We start from the raw sequence: 20,998 nt of genomic DNA, 5'->3' as shown, positions 1-20,998 counted from the left end.
TGCTGTTGCGGACTTGAGCTTTTTCAAGTTAATACTAACAAAGCTCAAGCCTACACTGCCAACTTAATTAGTCAGAATCTTTCCTGACTTCTTCCTTTCTTCGTTCATTTAGGAACTCCAGCCGTCAAAACTTCATGACAGTCAACTGTCACCAAAACATCATCTTCAATTCTCACGCCAATACCGCGCCATTTTTCAGGAACCTCCGGCTGTCCTTCAACGGGTTTAATATAAGGAGAAATATAAATCCCCGGTTCCACCGTCAACACTTGTCCTGGCTGCAAAACTTGCGGATTTTCGCCGTACTGATAAACGCCGACATCGTGCACGTCCAGTCCCAGCCAATGACCAGTGCGGTGCATATAAAATGGCTTGTATTTCTCTTCTTTAATTATCTCTTCAATGTCGCCCACCAAAAGTTTTAAATCCATTAAACCTTCCACCAAAACGCGCACTGCTGTTTCGTGAATTTTGCTGTAAGGATTTCCCGGATATACTTGACTAATTGCCTGCAATTGTGCTTGCAAAACTAAGTCATAAATTATCTGTTGTTCGGCTGTAAATTTGCCGCTGATAGGAAACGTGCGAGTAATATCGGCGTTGTAGTAGCCGCAAGCACAACCGGCATCTATTAGCAACAAATCGTTTTCCTGCATTTGCCGGTTGTTTTCGATGTAGTGGAGAACGCAGGAATTGTAACCGGATGCAACAATTGAAGGGTAAGCGGGAGTGCAGCCATTTAAGCCAAAAGTATGTTCTATTTCAGCTTGAATTTCATATTCGTACCTGCCCGGTTTGGCGAATTCTTGGGCGCGTTTGTGCGCTGCAACTGAGATATTAGCGGCTTTTCGCATTAATGCTAATTCTGTTTCGCTTTTCACCAGCCGCATCGGGTGTAAAATGATGTTGGAATCTTCGACTGCTGTCGGGCCCGTGCCGCGTTTCGGGTAGGTTGCCATCAAGCGCTGCCAGTGATCGAGGACTGTTTGGTCGAAAGTACGATCGCGCCCGAAGTGATAGTATATGCGATCGGCTTTTTCTAAATATTTCGGCAATTTTTCCGCAAGTTCGGCGATGGGGAAAGCTTCATCGGCGCCGTACAATTCCTTAGCGCCTTCTACTCCGGCGCGATAACCGTGCCAAGTTTCTTTTTCCAAGTCTTTTGGCTGCACAAACAACACAAATTTGTGTTCTTCGTGGTGCGGGGCGAGCACCGCTACCGCCGCAGCTTCGTTGAAACCGGTTAAGTAGAAAAAATCGCTATCTTGTCGGTAGGCGTATTCTACATCGTTGTGCATGACGGCTGCGGGGGCGCTGCGAAATATCGCCGTCCCGCTGCCAATTTTTGCCATTAATTGTTCGCGTCTTTGCCGATATTCGGTAGGGTTGGTCATCCGATTTTAGATTTTAGATTTTAGATTTTAGATTGAGTGTAATATTAACACTCGGCGGTTTCAAGCGCTGTTAAACTTGCACCCGCAAGGGGCAAGGGTGGAAGATATAGGTGCTCTGTTTTTTTCTGGGTCTACTTATTTATTCTCTTGTTCTGCGATCGGCAATTTACAAGTATAGTCAACCAGCCGAGACAAAGATGAGTGGCCATCGACTAAAGTCCATCTCGGAGAGAAATTCGACCAATTTTCGCCATCTTGGCTAACTCTGACAGTTCTCAACTGTCGTTGCTTGCAGTCAACTTCCATTTGCGCCAACAATTTCTCGTTACTAAACTGTTGAGTTGCTAAAATAGTTCTGACTGGATAAGAGGGAGCACCGGGAATATCGGATTTGCTTAATTCAACGCTGCTAGGGTCGAGGCAAATATCTACAAAACATCTTAATTTTTCGGCGCTGGCGCTCAAATTTCTGCCAAAAATTAATGTTGAAATTACTATCAAACAAATCGATGAACTCTTAATCATATAGCAGGAGGAAGAAGTTTCTTTTGACTCGGCGGTTGAAACCGCTGCTACACAGACAAAACCCGCCTGCGCGGGTTGAATTTCTTCAGTCCGCGCAGGCGGACTTTGTTTGTGTAGCAGCGAATTCTATTCGCCCTCAATATTCACTCTTCTTTGTGAAATACCCAAACTAAACGGAATACCGTTATAGTTCGGGCTTCGTGTATCGTTTGCCGTTGCTCTGTTGGGTATACCCATTTCTGGGTATTCGTCACCCAAGACGATCCGAGTCTGACACAGCATAAGAAAGCTTTTTACGGCCTTTATCCCTTCGTAGGGAATCCACGCAGAAGCCCTGTTTCCCAAGGCAAAAAACTATTTTCGTACAACAAACTTGGATTGTATTTTATGGTGGGACGTACCTTACCAACCAGCGGTCTGCTCTTTCCCCTTTTCTCTGGCAGTTGTCCGGGGCCAAGCATTTTACTGCTACTGTAGCCTGTTGTTTGCAGTCGAGTGGGTGGGTCGCAACCACTTATATCTTAGACTTTTTAGGAAATTGTCGCTCTTTTTTCATAGACCTTGCTTGGCTTATATCCCAACGCCCAATTGAGTACAATTACAGCGTGGGACTTACGCCAATTGAGTTAAAGCTGAGGAACGTATTGTTCTTTTTCAGGAACAAAAGTGTATTCAGAGACGATTAGGCGCAACTCTTCGCCGTCGATAGTTTCTTTTTCGATCAACAAATCGACTAAGCGATCGACTACGGTGCGATTTTCGCGAATAATTCGGCGGGCGTCCTCGTAGCAGCGATCGACAATTTCCCGGACTTGTGAGTCAATCCGAGAGGCAATTTCTTCGGAATATTCCGATCGCGCCGTGAAGTCGCGACCGAGGAAAATTTCGCTTTGCTGAGCTTCCAGGGCGATCGGGCCCAAGGTAGACATCCCGTAGCGAGTCACCATTTGCCGCGCCATGCCGCTGACTTGCTGCAAGTCGTTGCCGGCACCGGTGGTAACTTCGGCGTCGCCGAAAACTACTTCTTCGGCTGCGCGGCCGCCCAAGGCACCGCTAATGCGGGCTAAAATTTGCGATCTTGAAATCAAACCTTGGTCTTCGCTGGGCATGAACCAAGTTAAGCCGCGGGCCTGTCCGCGAGGAACTAAGGTAACTTTTTGAACGGGATCGTGGGCTTGAATGATTGTACCGACGATCGCGTGGCCGATTTCGTGGTAAGCAATCAAGCGCTTGCTCTTGCTGTCCACCAAGGGAGTGCCTTCCATACCTGCTACCACGCGATCGACTGCATCGTCAACTTCGAGCATCGTAATCGCTTCTTTGCGGCGGCGGGCGGTTAAAATAGCAGCTTCGTTGAGCAAGTTAGCCAAATCAGCGCCGGTAAAGCCGGGAGTGCGGCGGGCGATGGCGTCCAAAGAAATCTCTGCAGACAGCTTCTTGTTGCGCGCGTGAACTTCCAAAATTTCCAACCTGCCTTTGATATCCGGCGTATCTACGGTAACTTGGCGGTCAAAACGTCCCGGACGCAGCAGCGCTGAGTCGAGCACGTCGGGGCGGTTCGTGGCAGCAATGATGATAATCCCAGTATTGCCCTCAAAACCGTCCATTTCGGTCAGCAACTGGTTCAGGGTTTGTTCCCGTTCGTCGTTACCGCCGCCGATACCGGCACCGCGCTGGCGGCCCACTGCATCAATTTCATCGATGAAGATGATGCAAGGAGCATTTTCTTTAGCTTTCTTGAACAAGTCGCGGACGCGGGAAGCGCCGACACCGACGAACATTTCGACAAATTCCGAACCGGAGATGCTGAAGAAGGGCACGCCGGCTTCGCCTGCGATCGCTTTTGCCAATAGGGTTTTGCCGGTTCCGGGAGGGCCAACCAGCAGCACGCCTTTGGGAATCTTCGCCCCGACTGCGGTGAAGCGTTCGGGTTTTTTGAGGAATGTCACTACTTCTTGTAGCTCTTCTTTGGCTTCCTCAACGCCTGCTACGTCGTCGAACAGTACGCCTGTTTTAGCTTCCATTTGAAAGCGAGCTTTGGACTTGCCAAAATTCATGGCTTGGCCCGGGCCGCCGGGAACGTTGCCACCGCGGCGGAAGAGGAAAAACAGTCCTGCTACTAACAAGAGGGGAAATACTAGATTGCCTAAAAGTCCCCAGACTGCGCCGTCGTTGCGCAGCGGGTGAGTGTCGAAGCTGATTTTGGAGTCTCTGAGTCTAGAAACCAGTTCCGGGGCATTTGAGGGCAAGTCCACCCGCCACCGCTGCACGTGATTGTCCAGTTCGGGATCGACTGCTTCGACAATAGCCGTCCGACCTCCGTCGTAAAGGTCAACGCTGGTGACTCGATCGGCGTTTAAGTAATCTAAAAATCGACCGTAGCTCAGGCGGGTGCTGGCGGTGTTCTTTGTCATTTCTCCCGGGGATGGGGCAAAGGCTCCCTGCCACAAGAAAAAGCCGATGACTAAGGCGGGTAAAGTCCAAAGTAGTATAGTTCGCCAAGAAATTTTCATAAATGCGGATGCCTTGAATTGGGGACAGATCGGGTAAGATCGCGGTGTCGGAGGAGTGCGACAAAAGTTTACACTCAGAATCTTAACTAAATTTAACTTAACAATGCACTCTCAGGCAACAGGCCGTATTGCCACGATCGATCGAGAATACTCCTCAACCGAAACCATCCAGGGTACAAGCCCCCGGACCGCGGCCCCTGTTGTCGCCTCTAAAATCTAAAATCTAAAATCTAAAATCTAAAATCCATTAAGGGCGATCGTCCCGAATATAATATTTGGTGCTGATTTCTATACCGATCTAGGTAAAGTTAGAAGAATCGCCGCAAAACCCACTGTCTTTAAAGGCGGCAGTGTCAAGGGATAAGGCATGATAATGGTGAGGCTCTGTGAGGTAACACATTTCAATGACAACTAGACAGCTTGTTCCTAATTCGGCTATGCTGACGCAGCAGACTAAAGTCGCTTCTCACAAATCGATTATTAGTGCTGATTTGGGTCGGACGGCAACTAAAGCTTGCGTGAGTCGCAACCCGAGCAGTGTGGTTTTCATCCCTGCCAACGTGGCTGCTATGCCCGTGGAAAAGGTGCGGGGCGGCAGCTTTGAGTCCAAAGCAACAGACCCTCTGTTGGATATGTGGCTGGAATACCAAGGCAAAGGGTACGCTATAGGCCAACTGGCTGCGGACTTTGGCGCTAATCTCGGCGGCGCAGACCAGTCGAAAGTAGTAGATGCTTTGGTTAAGGTTTTTTCCTGTGCTGGATATTTCCAGATGAAGGGCGAATTGGCAGTAGTGCTGGGTTTGCCATTTTATTCGCAGGATCAGTTTGAGAAGGAAAAGGAAGAGATTATCAGCCAACTGCGCTCTCCCCACGTTATGGTGTACCGCGGCGAGCGTTTGGAAATTGACATCCGCCACGTTTGGGTGATGCCGGAAGGATTCGGCAGCTTAATTTGGTGCGAGGCTCAAGACAATAAGGAGTTTACCCCGGAGTTGCCCGAACTGTCGGTGGCTGTTGTCGATATCGGACACCAAACTACTGATTTGTTAATGGTCGATCGTTTCCGGTTCGCCCGGGCAGCTTCTAAGAGCGATTCCTTCGCAATGAACAAGTTCTACGAACAAGTTGCCTCAAAGATTCCGGGAGCAGACCCTCAATCTCTGTCTTTACTGGAAGCGGTGAACAAACCGGAAGGCCAGCGTTTCTACCGTCCCAGAGGAGCGACTAAGCCGACTAATTTAGATCCGATTATTAAGGATTTGCGGGAGGCTTTCGCTAACGAACTCTCCGAACGTTTGGTGCAGTGGCTGCCGGAACGGGTGACGGATGTGGTTCTGACTGGCGGCGGCGGCGAGTTTTTCTGGGAGGTGCTGCAACCCTTGCTTAAAGACGCCAATCTTAAGGCTCACTTGGCTCAGCCTTCTCGGAAAGCTAATGCTTTGGGACAGTTTATTTATGCTGAGGCTCAGCTAGCCACGATTAAGTAACGCATTAAGGCTTGAACCCTATGGCACTGTGGGCAAAAAATAAGGCTAATTTCTCGGTGGCGTTTACGGAAGATGCTGCCGATCAAACTTTGCTGGCCGCTATTGAAAAAGAGTTGGCTTTCACGAAGTATCAGACTTTCAGCAATCTCTGCAAGCAAGCTTTGTGGCAGTTTTTGTCTGTATCTGAGTCTGCTAGCTCTACAGATAGCTTTCAGGGGTTGGAACAGCGTATTGCTGAACTTGCGGTCAAATTTGCTGAGTTCGAGCGCAATGTTTCTGCTGAGGAATTAAACCGTTTGGAGGGACTGGAACATCACCTGAGTCAACTCAGCGCCAAGTTGGATCAGTTGCAGGGGAGTGTTAACAGTAACTTTGCTCAAGTTTCTTTTGCCCAAGTTTCAAAAGTAGTAGAGCCTAACCCGATGGAGTCTGAGTCTGTGGCTGACGATTGTGTAGTTTCTGATGCTGAGGTTACTCCTCGTCGGGATTCCGATCCTTTGTTGGAGCGTTTAAGTTCTTTGTTACCGCAAGATTTCTAGAATGAGGTAGACCAAGGCTAAAAAGCCTTGAGATGTAATGTTAGTGGCCCGCTGTTGGCAGCCGGTACTGAATACAGAAACAAAGCGATCGCCCTTTTGAAAAAAAAGGGCGATCGTTTTGTTATTGCCGATTTTAGATTTGAGATTTTAGATTTTAGATTTATATCGTTTCCGGTTACATCGGAATAATATATTTGGATAATGTCAGTGCGAGCGTCCCCGCTCGCGAGCGGGGACGCTCGCACGCTAATAATTCCGATGCTACCGGATTTGATATTACTCATTTTTGTCTATACCATTCCCCTTATTCGATTAATCCTAATTTTTGTAATCGCGAACGAATGGCACCTGGCTGTCGCTGAAATCTCTGAACTAATTCGCCAATTTGTTGACCGCTAGCATATTCTTTCTTCAAATTTTCGTCTTCATCCTGACTCCACTTGACATAAGCTCTGGGATATTTATGGCGAATTTTTTCATTCTGGGTTTTAGGTCGGTAAGCATTCTTTCGATCGGCATTCAAACCAGAACCAAACTGTGGGTTAATTTCCCCGCCGCGACTAGCTACAGCCTCCTGCACCCGGTTAGGAATAGCGGCAATTTCTTTTGATAGCTCCGCCAAAGCACTGTCTACTTTTTGCTGAAGTTCTGTTAGCTGCCGCTGCTGCAAATTGCCCCACTGTGGCAGTTCGTTGATAAACTGCTGCAAGTCCAGAATTATTGTTGTCAAAGTTTCGACTTGTTGCAACTCAGGTCGCTGTTTGAATTGGCGGCTGGTGAGTTCGATCTCGCTTTGAATCATTTTAATAGTTTTTTCTAAAATTATTAGTCGCTGGCGCAGGTTCTCAATTGCTGAAATTAGAGAGTGTACGTTTTCTCCAGGCGCAACATTGAGATTTTCGCGAGATGTTTGAGCAAGAGCTTCGTCTAAAGCATTTACAGCAAGTTGCAATTGCTCGATCGCGCGATCGGTAGTAGCTGCTTGTTGATTTACGCGATCGAACGCTGCCGCCGTACTTGCTTTAACTTGCCCGTGCAGCTTCTGGCGGTTGACAAAATTCAACACCAGCGAAATCACTACAGGCACTTGGGCATAAATGCTCTGCTCCCAAACCAAAGTAGCAGCCAATCCCACAGCAGAAGCAGCAATAAAAACCAATTCAGCAGTTTCTAACAAATTGCTAGACTTGGGATTTTTGATTTTGGTTGGTGAATTGGATGATGACATAGGCTAATACCATTTTAGATTTTAGATTTTAGATTTTAGATTTTAGATGTGGAATGACTGATGAAGCTCGGAGTTTGGATCACGGGCCTGTAGTTGCATTATTTATTGAAACAGGTACAAGTATGTGGATAAAAATAAAGTGCGATCGCTCTCGGTTCAGATTTCAGCATTGGTGAAAAACAAATTAAGTTTTTTAGGAAAAATCATCTAATTAAATATATTAAATCTGCAAAATTAGTCGAGCCAAAGTGAAATAAATCAAAACCCCGAGGACATCAACTGCGGTGGTAATAAACGGAGCCGACATTAAAGCGGGGTCTAAACCCAAAGAACGAAATAGAAACGGCAGAGCTGAACCGGCAATAGAAGCTAAAATTGCGATCGCAAACAAACTCGCGCCCACCGCGAGTGCCACTGCTAAACTCCCTTGCAGAGTATAAGCCCAGCCCGTCGCTACAGTCCCCAATATAGCTCCTAGCAGCGCTCCCGCCATCCCCTCGCGAACAATTACTTGAAACGGGCCCATTGCTGTAATTTCGTCAGTGTTCAAACCGCGAATTACAACAGTTGAGGACTGAGCTCCGACATTGCCTCCAGTGCCAGTCAGCAGGGGAATAAAAGCTGCTAGGGCGACTACTTGGTTCAAAACATCTTCTTGAGCTCTAATAATTGCGCCGGTGACAGTATTAGTTAAAAGCAGAACAAACAGCCACACGACCCTTTTCCGGGCAACAGTGATTAAATCGGTCTGAAAATAATTGTCGCCGCCGGACTGGACGCCGCCCAACGTATAAATATCTTTGGCTGCTTCTTGTTCTAAAATGTCGATCGCGTCGTCAACTGTAATGATGCCGACGAGACGCTGTTCGCGGTCTACAACGGGCACTGCTAAAAAATCGTAACGCTGGATCAGCCTAGCGACTTCTTCTTGATCCGTTCCTGTTTGAACCGAAACTACGTCGCGGGTCATAATTTCCCCGACAGTTTTGTCGAGGGGGGAAGTTACTAAATCCCGCAGAGATAAAATACCGGTCAAGCTGCGTCCGGCGTCAGTGACGTAAAGAGAATAAATTGTTTCGGTAGTTTTAGCCAAAGAGCGAATTCGGTCTAAAGCTTGAGCGACGGTAAAGCTTTCTTTCAGAGAAATGTATTCCGGGGTCATGATCCGGCCGGCGGTACTGGCTTCGTAACCCAAAAGTTGAGCCGTTGCTTCTCGTTCCGTCGGACTCAATTCACCCAACAGGCGACGGACTAATATTGCCGGCAGTTCGTCAAACAGTTTAGCTCGATCGTCCGGGGACATTTTGTCTACAATGTCAATGACTTCTTGGCGTTTGAATTTTTCGCAGAGGGACTGCTGAACGCTGGAGTCGAGATATTCGTAAACTGCGATTGCTTCGTCTTTGGAAAGCAAGCGGAAAGCTATTACTTGCATGGTTTCTGGCAGGCCTTCGATAGCTTCAGCTATGTCTGCTTCCTGCACCGGGTGCAAAATCGCTTTTGCTCCTTTAAAGTCTCCTTCTTCCAACAGAGCCCTTAACTGCGATCGAACTAATTCCCGCAGTTCTTTTCGCGCGTAGGTGGGTAGAGAAGACGATTGATAACTTTTTTCTGTCACTGATGACCCTCCTAAACCTGTGCTGCGCGCCTTCCTGAATCCAGTTTAGAGCCTATTGACGCCACTGGTTGCAGCGATCGGACTTGCCCTGACAATATCCGCATATTATCCCTATTCTTCTGGTGCGCGCCGAGCACGTTGCCCGATTTGGGTTCAAATACATTTATCTTGATCGGCGACACTCATCGGTAGGAAAGGAGAATTGCGCCCGAACACTTTTTCCAACAGGTTCGTCGAACTTTGATTGCGAATAAAATTATTGACTGTTTCTTGCCATTGTGTATCGCTTGCTGGCAAGATCATGCCGTAAGAAATGCAGGTTAAAGGCTGCTCCGGTATCAGAGAATATTGGCTTTGAGTTAAACCCTGTCTCAGCGCTTCTCCGACTAACAGCATTCCGTCGCTGGCGAAGGCATCGATTGTTCCCGAGGCCGCATCTTTTACACCCGACTGTCGGCCCGCGATACCTTCATAAATTCGCTGGTTGGCTAGTTGATATCGGCCTGCAATGAATTGTTGGGTAACAGAACCGCTCAGCACGCCAATGGTCACGTCTTGCAGGAATCCCGAAGGGTTGACTCTCAGTCTGTTTTCTGGCTTGACTAACAGATAAGTGCCGCTGTATAAAAAAGGCACTGAATACGCAATCCCGCTGGGGGGATTTTTTAGGATTGTATTAGGTCCGCATTCTAGGTGAGCGCGCTTGCTGGTTACGCTGCGGAAGCGCCCTTTTTCCGCTGATTCGTTGAGGTCTGTTTCTAGTTTTTCTAAGCGGATGGAGCGATTTAATTTTTTTTCTAAGTCAGCTCGGAAAAGTTCTAAGCCTTCCATGCAAACTCCTTGCCATTTTTCACCTTCTAAGTAGCCGAAGGGAGGGGCATCTTTTCTGATGCCAACTTTGAGAATGCCGGTTTGCCGAATTTCTTCCAGTGCTGTCTGGGCTGAGGCAACTGTAGGTAAAGCAGCGGGGAATAATATCGCAAATATGGCTGTAAATGCTGCGAGTTTTAGGTTTTTATTAGTTAGTGCTGAGTTCATTAGTTTGGCATCTAAATAGATATTTTACTGGTTTTTAATATGATACACAAAAAAACCATATTGTCAATATATTTTGGCGGTCTAATTTTGGGCGATCGGACTGTTTTGGGTGCTGCGATCGGCTAAAATCAACCTGCACCCTCTAGGGAGCATCTCATATTTGTAAAAATACTTCTTTTGGCTCCTTCCTTCTTCCTCTTTCCTTCTTCCTCTTTCCTTCTTCCTCCTGCCTCCTGTCTCCTGCCTCGCCTCAAAACTCCAATTTCTAGCTTGGCTGCAAAACTGAGATGCTCCCCACCCTCTAAAATTAAGTTTCGGGCTTTTTGCCGCACACAAGTGTCGCCGATTTTAATTAAGTCGCCGTATCCAATAATTTACAGAGGCTCTTTATCAGCTTTGACTGCTATATTTAACTCCTATTTTACTACCAAAATTAAACCAACAATTGATATTTTTCTTGTGCCAAACGGTAAAGCGGTCGCCACACCAAACGGTTAGTCAATACAACCAACAACGACATCACAGAAGTTGCAGCCAAAAGTAAGGGAAAATTCCCAGAAGCCGTCGCCTGAGAAATAGTTTCTCCCAAACCCTCTGTAGTAACAATTTGACCTTTAAACTGCACGTATTCGCTGACAATACTGGCATTCCACGCTCCGCCAACTGCCGTAATAATTCCTGTGATTAAGTAGGGAAAAATTCCCGGCAAAATCAAACTTTTCCAGCGCTGAATCAGGGATAGTTTGTAAACTTGCGCAGCTTCAAACAACTCCGAAGGTATGGCTTGAGCGCCAGCAATAACATTAAACAGTAAATACCACATTGTACCCAACATCATCAGCGCCACAGAACCAATTTGCAAGCCGCCTCCAGCTTGAATTAAAGCTAGTAGCAATACGGGAAATAAAGCGGTTGCCGGTACAGAAGCTGCTATTTGTACTAATGGCTGCAAAATTTGAGCTAAACGCGGATTTCGACCGATCGCCACTCCGACCGGCACTGTCCACAACAGCGATAAAAATAGCGCGCAAATGACTCGCAAAGCCGTGAAAAATGCACCAGTCATGACTTTTTGCCAGTCAGACAAATTCAGCAACCGCAGCAGCAGCACCGCTTCCCAAGTTCCCCAAAGCACAATGACGGCAAAACCGCTGACAAATATCCAATTGATCCAATTTCCGATGCGGCTTTTTTGTCTGGGATTTGTTGGTAAATTAGCAGGTGCAAAAGCTCTTGCTAAACCGCGATCTAAACTGCCCCTGATTGGCGAAATACGCGACTTCAAAACTCGCAGCGTTGCCGATCGCCTTAAAAAATCCAACACCTTTGATTGCGGTACATTGGTAGCTTCCACCGATTGATATTTAAACTTCTCTACCCAAGCAATTAAAGGCTGCCAAATTAAAAAATCTAGGGCTATAATTACACTAATTAATACTGCTAAACCCCAGCCGATGGCCCCAAAATTACCTTGATTAGCTGCCTTGGCCAAATAGGAACCGAGTCCGGGCAAATTAAAGCTTTTGTCACCCAAGGTAAAAGATTCGATCGCAATCAAAAAGAACCAGCCGCCCGCCACTGACATGACGCTGTTCCACACCAGCCCGATCGCACCAGCAGGCAATTCTAACGTCCAGAAACGCTGCCAAGCATTGAGCCGATAAACTCGAGCAGCTTCCTTAAGTTCTCGCGGAATCGCGGAAAGCGACTGATAGAAACTAAAAGTCATATTCCAAGTCATCCCAGTAAATATTAAGATAATTGATGCGAGTTCTACGCCGATTCTTTGACCGGGAAATAAAGTAACTAGCGCTAAAACAACTCCCGGCAAAAAAGATAAAACCGGAATCGACTGCAAAATGTCTAACAAGGGAATTAAAATTTTGGCTGCCAGGGGGAAGCGGTAAGCACAATAGGCATAAACTAGGGTAAACAGCAGCGATAAAAAATAGGCTGCTGCCATGCGTAAAAGAGTCTGGGCTGTATATTCAGGCAAAACATTCAGCGTGGTCTCAATTTGAAAATTTGGGTTGTAGTCACTGCTGAATTGAGAAGCTGTTTGGACAATCACCAAAATTAGACAGAAGATTGCTAGAATCAGCAAACCGTCTTGCCAAGTCCAAGCTGACCTTTCTAAAGTTTTATTGGCGGGTGTTAGAGGTCTTGTCATAATAATTAGTTATTGGGCATCGGGCATCGGGCATCGGGCATCGGGCACTTGTGCTGAGCAAAGTCGAAGCATCGGGCACTTGTGCTGAGCAAAGTCGAAGCATCGGGCACTTGTGCTGAGCAAAGTCGAAGCATCGGGCATCGGGCATTGGTTATTGTTATTGGTTATTGTTATTGGTTATTGGTTATTGGTTATTGTTATTGGTTATTGGAGGCACAGCCTCCGGGTATGTATTCCCAGGCAGAGAGAGCCTGGGAACAAGACTAAGACTAAGACTAAGATACCAGCAAACAAGACTAAGATACCAACAACTCACAACTCACAACTAACCAATAACAAATAACCAATAGCAAATAACTACTCAGGTTTATCTTCTGATTCTAAGAAGATTTCGCCCCCTGGCTCATCGTAACTGTATAACTCTGCATAGCGACCCCAGTCAATAGCAGTTTGCAATTGTCGCATTGCTTCTTTGGGACTAAAGTGGGCTTCGAGAATATCCAAAATCAACTCTTCAGAAATGCGGTGATTGCGCTTGGCCTGAAGCATTCGAGAAATTTGCTGTACGAGGCGAATATTGCTGAGAATTTGGGTGCGAACAATTTGTTTGCGCTGGTCTATTCCGCCGGCAATAAACTCAATGCCAACTGGTGTTAAAAGGAGGTCGCCTTCTTGGATTACCAGAAAATCCATTAATTTGGCTGCTTCTACGATCGGCAAAATGTCGTCAACCTCTAACATTAATTCTTGACCCAGGCGGTAGAGATCCTGCTCTTTGCGGTCTTCCAAGAGTTCCAACAAACCTGCGATCGCACCGGGTCGGACCTGCGGCAGAGATTGGTAATTAGCGCTTTGAGGGGGTTGAGGTGGAGACACAGCAGCCGCGCTTTCAGCAGGTGCAGTCACTGTTTCGTCGCTCAAGTCGGGATTGGTGAGAATTTTGTAAACTTGGTCTACGATAGCTTGGAATTCTGCTGTTTTGCGATCGCGGTAGTGCGACAAAGTCACTGTCAATTCCGCGCGAATTCGCCCCGGATTGCGGCCCAAGACTACAATGCGATCGGCTAAAATTACCGCTTCCTCAATCCCGTGAGTTACGATTAACACCGCTTTAGTAGGAATCTTCTTTTCCAGCCACAAATCTAATAACTCAAACCGCAAGTTTTCTGCTGTCAGCACGTCTAAAGCTGAAAACGGTTCATCCATGCAAAGCAATTCGGGTTCCACCGCCAAAGCTCTAGCAAATCCCACCCGCTGCCGCATTCCGCCGGAAAGTTCTTTCGGATAAGCATTTTCAAATCCGTCTAAACCGATAATATCAATCATCCGCAAGGCTTTTTGTCGGCGCGGTTCGGGGAATTCTCCTTTAGCTTTTAAGCCTAATTCTACATTTTCTAGTACCGTCAGCCAGGGATAAAGGGCAAAGTTTTGAAATACAATTGCCACCCCAGGATTTAAGCCGACTAAAGGACGATTGTGGTAGAGAACTTGACCTGCGGTGGGCGGGATAAGTCCGGCAATCATTCGCATTAATGTTGATTTTCCCGAACCGGAAGGGCCGAGCAAAGCTACTATTTCGCCCGATCGCAAATCTAAATTAATTGGCTCTAAAATAGATATTTTTTGACCGTTGGGCTGCTGGTAAGCTTTGCTAACGCCTTCTAAGGTAATAAGGCACTTTGTTGCTGTTTTAACTATCACCACTCAACCTCCTATGTTTTGTTTAATTCTAGTTATTAGTCATTAATCTGCAGTCCGCAGTCCGCAGTCCGCAGTCCGCAGTCATTAGTTAAAAACTCTGGCAAACTGACATTTGATTTCTAAAGCTTCTGCTTTAAAATCGCGCGGATTAAGATAAATGCGCTGAAGTAGCAACAGCACTATACCAATCCTAAATCATTTGTCAATTTCTTACTCCCAGCGGGTTCGGGGAGGGTTGGGGTGGAGTAAAAAATTTACGACTCCTGCAAGGATTGCTTATATCAGCCCCAAAAAAGCTGGCACAGCCAAAATCGCCAAGCCGATAACCTAATTGCTTTGCCCGCGCGATCGGCTATCATCAATAACGAAGCTGGCGATCGCTATTGGATAACGTGCAGTCGATCGGCGTCCGACTCGATCGACTGCGAAATGTTAACTACGTAAATCCTGTTTTCTTCTGCGTCACGGGTTATACACACAAAGAACTTTTGGGCAAGAATTGTTTTGACAACTTATTACCTTGCTACAGTCAACAATTAATTAAAAGTTTCCGTATCACCTGCCAGCAGTGATAGTGAATCCCCTCGCTCCAGCTATGGTTCTCGTTCAAAGTGCCAATGTGTTAGGCTGGGATTTAGAGCCTCATATCCAATTAAGGAACAGGGAACAGGGAACAGGAAAACCATTTTATCTAGGAACGGGGATCGCAAGCTGCATCTGAATAGTATACAATTATAACAAACCAGATCGGACCTTACAAGGTGCGTATTGTGGGATAAAAACTCTCGGCGCATTTAATTTTATTACGGAATGTTTAAACTTGTATCTTTTCCTTAACCGTTTTATATTCTTTACCAAATCTTTATTTTTTTTTTCTAGGGTATTGTTATGGTTGCTTCAACCGAGCTTACAGCACTTTGCAACAAGAATCAAATACCCTTTAGTTAAAAAATAGGTCTTTAGGACACACTCCCCCTGCTGCTCGAATCAAATTCTCAGTCGCGTTCGCAAGCATCAAATCTGCTGGTTTTGTCGCCAAGGTTGGCAAACAATACATATTTACAATCAGAACAGATGTGGCCGCTCGCTCTCTCTAAATCTAGTTAGAGGGCTAGGGCTTAAAGAATAACATTCTTGCCGTGGAATATAATAGCTCAATGTAGGGGAAATAAAGTTTAGATATTGTCTTATGGCTAACTGGTATTCACGATATAAACTTTTTTATGGCATCATTAAATTACCCAACTATCCCCCAAGAAAGGGAAGACAGCCGTATTCATTTATCGCTTAATTTATGGTGATGCCTCGACGCAAAGTAATTATAAGTTTACGCCAAACACGACTTAAGCGATTGCTGCCTCTTTTGCTTGGTGTGGTGGCCTCTCTTGCTGTTTTATTTACGTGGCAACAGCTAACCATCAACGGACAAATTCACATCGAACAGTTAATTCAGCAGGAAGCCAATGCGATTCAGTCACAACTCACCGAAGGATTATCCATTCGGGTGTTGACGCTTAGGCAAATGGCGAATCGCTGGCAAGCCAATGGCGGTACACCAAAGGCTGTTTGGGAAGCCGATGCAGAGGCTTATGTAAAGGATTTCTACGGTTATCAGGCGATCCAATTAGTCGATCCATCATTTAAAGTGCGATGGGTTGCGCCAGCGGCAGGGAATGAGGCAGCGCAAAACCTAGATTTGAATGGGGAACTGCGTCGCAAAATTACTTTGCAAGTAGCTCGTGATTTGCGTCAACCTATCTTAAGTCGCAATATTTTACTTGTTCAAGGGGAGCAAGGATTTATAGCAAGTTTTCCTTTGTTTGTAGGTGAACGTTTTGATGGGTCGATCGTCGGATTTTTTAATTTTCAAACTCTATTTGAAAGTATTTTAAAAGTATCGCCCGGATACAATGTGGCTATCTATGGTGGCACAAATTTGCTCTACGGTCAAGAGTCTTTGTCTCCAGATTTTGCTCAGAAAACAGTTGTAGTGAAAGCCTATGGTGTAGACTGGAGAATAGATGTTTATCCAAGTTTAGAATTAGTTGAAAATGTCAAGTTTTATTGGCCGAGAGTTGTATTCATTGGTGGCTTAGTTTTAGTTGTGCTGCTTGTGTGGGTCATGTATCTGGCACAAGTTAGTTATTGCAAAGTCGATAAATTCAAAAAAGCCAATCGCCAGTTGAAATGGGAAATTCACCGGCGACAACAGGCAGAAATTGCGATCGCCCGACTAGCTGCGATCGTTGAATCTTCGGAAGATGCCATTCTCAGTAAAGATTTAGATGGTGTAGTGACAAGTTGGAATGTAGGAGCAGAAACAATTTTTGGCTATACAGCCGTCGAAATAGTAGGGCAATCAGGGAGAAAACTGATTCCCGCAGAGTATCGAGATGAGGAAAACGAAGTTCTCACCAAAATCCAGCGAGGAGAACGGATCGAACACTACGATACAAAGAGGCTGAGGAAAGATGGAACATTAATCGATGTCTCGATGAGTGTCTCCCCCATTAAAGACCAAGCAGGGAATATAATTGGAGCTTCAAAGATTGCCCGGAATATTGCCGATCGCAAACAAGCAGAAGCCGCGCTACGTGAAAGTGAAGAACGCTGGGAACTTTCTGTACGCGGGAATAATGACGGCATTTGGGATTGGAATGTTCAAACCAATGAGGTCTTCTTTTCTAGTCGCTGGAAGCAAATGCTGGGCTATGAAGACCGCGAAATCCAAAACATTCTAGACGAATGGACTAATCTGGTACATCCCGATGATTTGGGATGGGTGATGCAAGCCGTTCAAGACCATTTTGCCAAGAAAACTCCTTTCTATCTCACAGAACATCGCGTTCGCTGCAAAGATGGTTCCTACAAATGGATTTTGGATCGCGGTCAGGCACTTTGGGATGATGCAGGTAAGGTAATTCGGATGGCTGGATCTCACACCGACATTACCGAGCGCAAGCAAGCTGAATTTGCTTTACAGGTCAGCGAAGCCAGATATCGGCAATTGATCGATCACTTAAATGCGGGTTTTGTGATTCATGCGACAGATACCAGCATCCAATTATGCAATGAAACTGCCGGTGAATTGCTAGGGCTTTCAACGGATCAAATGCTGGGAAAAACTGCGATATCTCTGGCCTGGCATTTTGTGCGGGAAGATGGCAGCATTATGCCCCTAGAGGAATATCCGGTAAATCAGGTTTTATCCAGTGGAAGTTCCCTCACAAATTATGTTTTAGGAATTAAAAAAGAAATTGATAGTTGTGTTTGGGTATTAGTTAATGCCTACCCGGAGTTCGATCGAAACGGTCAAATAGAACAAGTTGTAGTTACGTTTATTGATGTTAGTAAAGGTAAAAAAGTAGAGCAGGAAATCCAAAAAACTCGCAACTTCTTACAAGCACTGCTGGATAATTTACCGGTGGCGGTTTTTGTTAAAGACGCAAAGCCTCAACGATTTGGCGTATTTCAGTTTTGGAATAAAACCAGCGAACAGTTATTTGGCATTTCAGCCGAAGCAGCGATCGGCAAAAGTGGCTATGATTTTTTTCCAACAGAACAGGCTATCTTTTTTGACCAAAAGGATAGAGAAGCCTTTGAGAAAGGTAAGACTGAGGATATTCTCGAAGAAGTCATTGACAGTCATTGTCTGGGAAAACGTTGGCTGCATACGGTGAAGATTCCCATTTACGACGAACAGCATCAGCCCCAGTACCTGCTTTGTTTTTCAGAAGATATCACCGATCGCAAATACGCTGAAGCAGAGCTTAGAGAAATGAGTGAGGTGATGAAAAATGCAGTGTCCGGCATTTCCAAACTAGATGTACAAGGGCGTTACCTCTATGTGAATAAAGCTTATGCTGACATGACAGGCTATCAGCCAGAAGAAATGATCGGGATGTCATGGCAAAATACCGTACATCCCGACGAGTTGAAAAAACTGATTGCCCTCTATTTGCAGATGGTGAAAGAGGGCAGAGTTGAAGTTGAAACGAAAGGGATTCGTAAAGACGGTTCGGTTTTTTACAAACAAGTGGTGATGATTTCAACTTACGACGAACAGCATCAAGTTTTGGGGCATTACTGCTTCATGAAAGATATTAGCGATCGCAAAAAAGCCGAACTTGCACTAGAACAGGAACTCCTGCGGAGTAAAGCCTTCTTCAACACTTCCCTCGACGGTGTTGTGGTCATGGATTGGGTCGGAAAAGTTGTCGAAGCTAGTTCCAGTTTTGCTCAAATGCTGGGCTACACCCCAGAAGAAACCCTGAATCTGAGCGTGTTTGATTGGGATGCTGAATGGACGAGGGAAGAACTACAAATTATGCTGCAGAGAGAGGAGGTTATTCCGCTGTTTGAAACGAGACATCGCCGCAAGGATGGTTCTGTATATGACGTGGAAATTAGCTGGAACCGGGTGGAATTACAAGATGAGATGATGAACTTCTGTATCTGCCGGGATATTAGCGATCGCAAACGCAACGAAGCGGAACGCCAACAAGCAGAACAGGCACTCCGAAAGAGTGAAACTCGCTTCCAAGCCTTCATGAATCACAGCCCTGCCCCTGCCTGGATTACCGATGAAAATGGTGTAATGCTCTATGCCAGCCAGACTTATCTCAATACCTTCGAGTTACCCACTGACGATGTGATTGGAAAATCCATTTTTGAAATTTACCCCGCCGCCATCGCCCAACAATTTCTAGACAATATCCAAAAGGTTGCTCAAACCTACGAGGTAATGGAAACGATCGAGATTGCGTCCCGTCGAGATAGAACCCTGGGCGAGTTTCTGGTTTACAAATTTCTCATCCCCGACTTATCTGGGCAAATGCTAGTAGGTGGTGTGGCGATCGATGTGACGCGACAGCATCAAGCGGAAACCGCTTTACAACGGAGTGAGGAACGCTTGATGCTGGCACTAGAAGCCTCTGGAGATGGACTGTGGGATTGGAAAATTGAAACTGGAGAAGTTTACATTAATTCCTACTACCAGGAGATGCTGGGTTACAAGCCGGGTGAATTGGTGATGGATTGGAACCTCTGGGAACGGATCGTTCATCCTGATGATAAATTCTGGGTTTTGGAGTCTCTCAACAGTCACTTGCAAGATAGCTCAGTTAAGTATGCCTTTGACTATCGCCTGCGTTGCAAGTCAGGTGAGTGGAAGTGGATCGCCAACTACGGGAAAGTCGTTACTTGCGATGAACGCGGTAAGCCTTTACGGATGATTGGAACCCACAAAGACATCAGCGATCGCAAACAAAAAGAACTGGCACTGCAGCACGCAATGGAAGCTGCAGAAGCAGCGAACTTGGCAAAAAGTACCTTTCTCGCCAATATGAGCCACGAATTACGCACTCCCCTCAACGTGATTCTGGGATTTGCTCAGGTGATGACCCATGACCCCTCCCTAACTCCCAAGCAAAAAGAAGACCTGCAAACAATTCGGCGGAGTGGGGAACACCTCTTGAGTTTGATTAACGATGTGCTGGATCTCTCGAAAATTGAATCGGGACACTTCACAGTTGAAGAAAGCGGATTTGACTTAATTTCGCTGCTGCATTCCCTCCGAAATATGTTGGCGGAACGAGCAAGTTCTAAAGGACTTGACCTTTATTTCGAGATTGCGCCAGAAGTTCCCCAATTTATGCTTGTCGATGCTCAAAAACTGCGCCAGGTGTTGCTCAATCTGCTGAGTAATGCCATCAAATTTACCGAGAGGGGAAGCATTATTTTGCAAGTCAGCATTGAGGCGGACGGTACAGAGGCATTAACCGCAACTCGGCCGATTCTCCAGTTTGTAGTCGCTGACACAGGTGTAGGGATTGCTGCGGTCGAACTCGATACCATCTTCGATGCGTTTGTGCAAGCCCAAGCTGGGAAGCGATCGACCGGCGGTACTGGCCTAGGTCTGACCATTAGCCGCAAATTGTTGGAACTCATGGGCGGAAAAATTTCTGTCAGCAGCACTCTGGGACAGGGGAGTTCCTTCACCTTTACACTTCCCGTCAGCCCCATCAGCGGAGTTAATGTTACACCCGAAGAGAATAATCGCCTCGCGATCGGGCTGGCTCCCAATCAACCGCACCGTCGCATTTTGGTGGTTGACGATCGAGCAGAAAATCGCTTGCTAATGGTCAGATTACTGACACAATTAGGATTAGAGGTAAAAGAAGCTACTAACGGACTGCAGGCGGTGCAGATTTGGCAACAATGGCAACCCGACTTAACCTGGATGGACATTCGGATGCCCGTTTTAGACGGATACGAAGCTACCAAGCAAATTCGGGCAATGGAAGACGGACAGAAAAGTATCATTATTGCACTTACGGCCCAGGCTTCCCAGAGCGATCGCGCCCTCGCCTTGTCTGCTGGCTGCAACGACTACATCAGCAAGCCCTTCCGGGAACAGACCCTATTTCTCAAGATGGCCGAATACCTGGGTTTAGAATATATATATCAGGAAGAGGAAACAGAGAACGGGGAACGGGGAACAAATCGTTTTCCTTCTTACCTCTGTGCTGTTACCTCTGGGGTTCCAGATTGCCTCGATCCAACGCTTCTGGCGACATTACCAAAAGAATGGGTGGTTGAGTTGGAAGATGCTGCTTTATGTGGGGATGATCTTGCGATCGTTGAACTGGTAGCTCAACTTTCCTCAGACCTAGCTCACTTCGGTACTCATGTGACAAAACTCGCCAACCAGTATCAATTTGAGCAAATTCTTAATATAATTAAAGGTAATTTTTTAACTGAAATTCCTCCATTGGACTCATAAG

At 46.2% G+C, this 20,998-nt stretch carries 13 protein-coding genes; 4 read left to right on the top strand and 9 right to left on the bottom strand.

What is annotated here, in order from left to right:
- Window positions 1–104 precede the first annotated feature (104 nt).
- From QUA99_RS12310 to ftsH2, 3 genes are all read right to left on the bottom strand, one after another.
- The gene (locus QUA99_RS12310) at window positions 105–1,394 is read right to left on the bottom strand and encodes an aminopeptidase P N-terminal domain-containing protein (RefSeq protein ID WP_333236516.1); all 1,290 of its coding nucleotides are present in this window, start codon (window positions 1,392–1,394) and stop codon (window positions 105–107) included.
- Between the two features lie 135 nt (window positions 1,395–1,529).
- Window positions 1,530–1,895: a hypothetical protein gene (locus QUA99_RS12305; RefSeq protein ID WP_333236518.1), complete on the bottom strand. Its 366-nt coding sequence runs from the start codon at window positions 1,893–1,895 to the stop codon at window positions 1,530–1,532.
- A 650-nt stretch (window positions 1,896–2,545) separates the two neighbouring features.
- Window positions 2,546–4,432 (bottom strand): ATP-dependent zinc metalloprotease FtsH2, encoded by a 1,887-nt coding sequence (gene ftsH2 / locus QUA99_RS12300; RefSeq protein ID WP_333236520.1) that lies wholly within the window; start codon window positions 4,430–4,432, stop codon window positions 2,546–2,548.
- Window positions 4,433–4,836: 404 nt separating this feature from the next.
- On the opposite strand from ftsH2, the gene QUA99_RS12295 reads away from it, so the two are divergent.
- Both QUA99_RS12295 and QUA99_RS12290 read left to right on the top strand, forming a co-directional pair.
- Window positions 4,837–5,919, top strand: a complete 1,083-nt coding sequence (locus tag QUA99_RS12295; protein ID WP_333236522.1) for a ParM/StbA family protein — start codon at window positions 4,837–4,839, stop codon at window positions 5,917–5,919.
- Between the two features lie 20 nt (window positions 5,920–5,939).
- Window positions 5,940–6,458 (top strand): hypothetical protein, encoded by a 519-nt coding sequence (locus QUA99_RS12290; RefSeq protein ID WP_333236524.1) that lies wholly within the window; start codon window positions 5,940–5,942, stop codon window positions 6,456–6,458.
- 304 nt (window positions 6,459–6,762) lie between these two features.
- Here the strand turns inward: QUA99_RS12290 and QUA99_RS12285 are convergent, their stop codons facing one another.
- The 6 genes from QUA99_RS12285 to QUA99_RS12260 form a co-directional block, all read right to left on the bottom strand.
- Window positions 6,763–7,686, bottom strand: a complete 924-nt coding sequence (locus tag QUA99_RS12285) for a hypothetical protein (protein ID WP_333236527.1) — start codon at window positions 7,684–7,686, stop codon at window positions 6,763–6,765.
- 220 nt (window positions 7,687–7,906) lie between these two features.
- Entirely contained in the window at window positions 7,907–9,304 is a 1,398-nt protein-coding gene (mgtE, locus tag QUA99_RS12280) for a magnesium transporter (RefSeq protein ID WP_333236528.1), read from the bottom strand.
- A gap of 153 nt (window positions 9,305–9,457) precedes the next feature.
- A complete protein-coding gene (locus QUA99_RS12275) occupies window positions 9,458–10,342 on the bottom strand; it encodes an amino acid ABC transporter substrate-binding protein (RefSeq protein ID WP_333236529.1) in 885 nt (294 codons plus the stop codon).
- A gap of 128 nt (window positions 10,343–10,470) precedes the next feature.
- Window positions 10,471–10,674, bottom strand: a complete 204-nt coding sequence (locus tag QUA99_RS12270) for a hypothetical protein (RefSeq protein WP_333460347.1) — start codon at window positions 10,672–10,674, stop codon at window positions 10,471–10,473.
- A 101-nt stretch (window positions 10,675–10,775) separates the two neighbouring features.
- Complete coding sequence (locus QUA99_RS12265) at window positions 10,776–12,512, bottom strand: ABC transporter permease subunit (RefSeq protein WP_333236533.1); 1,737 nt, start codon at window positions 12,510–12,512, stop codon at window positions 10,776–10,778.
- A gap of 357 nt (window positions 12,513–12,869) precedes the next feature.
- The gene (locus QUA99_RS12260) at window positions 12,870–14,213 is read right to left on the bottom strand and encodes a nitrate/sulfonate/bicarbonate ABC transporter ATP-binding protein (RefSeq protein ID WP_333236535.1); all 1,344 of its coding nucleotides are present in this window, start codon (window positions 14,211–14,213) and stop codon (window positions 12,870–12,872) included.
- 383 nt (window positions 14,214–14,596) lie between these two features.
- On the opposite strand from QUA99_RS12260, the gene QUA99_RS33120 reads away from it, so the two are divergent.
- Window positions 14,597–14,785, top strand: a complete 189-nt coding sequence (locus tag QUA99_RS33120) for a hypothetical protein (RefSeq protein WP_445251003.1) — start codon at window positions 14,597–14,599, stop codon at window positions 14,783–14,785.
- Window positions 14,786–15,507: 722 nt separating this feature from the next.
- Window positions 15,508–20,997, top strand: coding sequence for a PAS domain S-box protein (locus QUA99_RS12255; RefSeq protein ID WP_333343315.1), 5,490 nt, complete (start codon window positions 15,508–15,510; stop codon window positions 20,995–20,997).
- The last annotated feature ends 1 nt before the right edge of the window (window position 20,998 follow it).

The sequence above is a fragment of the Microcoleus sp. F10-B2 genome (genome assembly GCF_036704965.1).
Lineage (GTDB): Bacteria > Cyanobacteriota > Cyanobacteriia > Cyanobacteriales > Microcoleaceae > Microcoleus.
The sequence above is the reverse complement of the archived record's forward strand: the minus strand, read 5'-3'. Positions and strand labels throughout refer to the sequence as shown.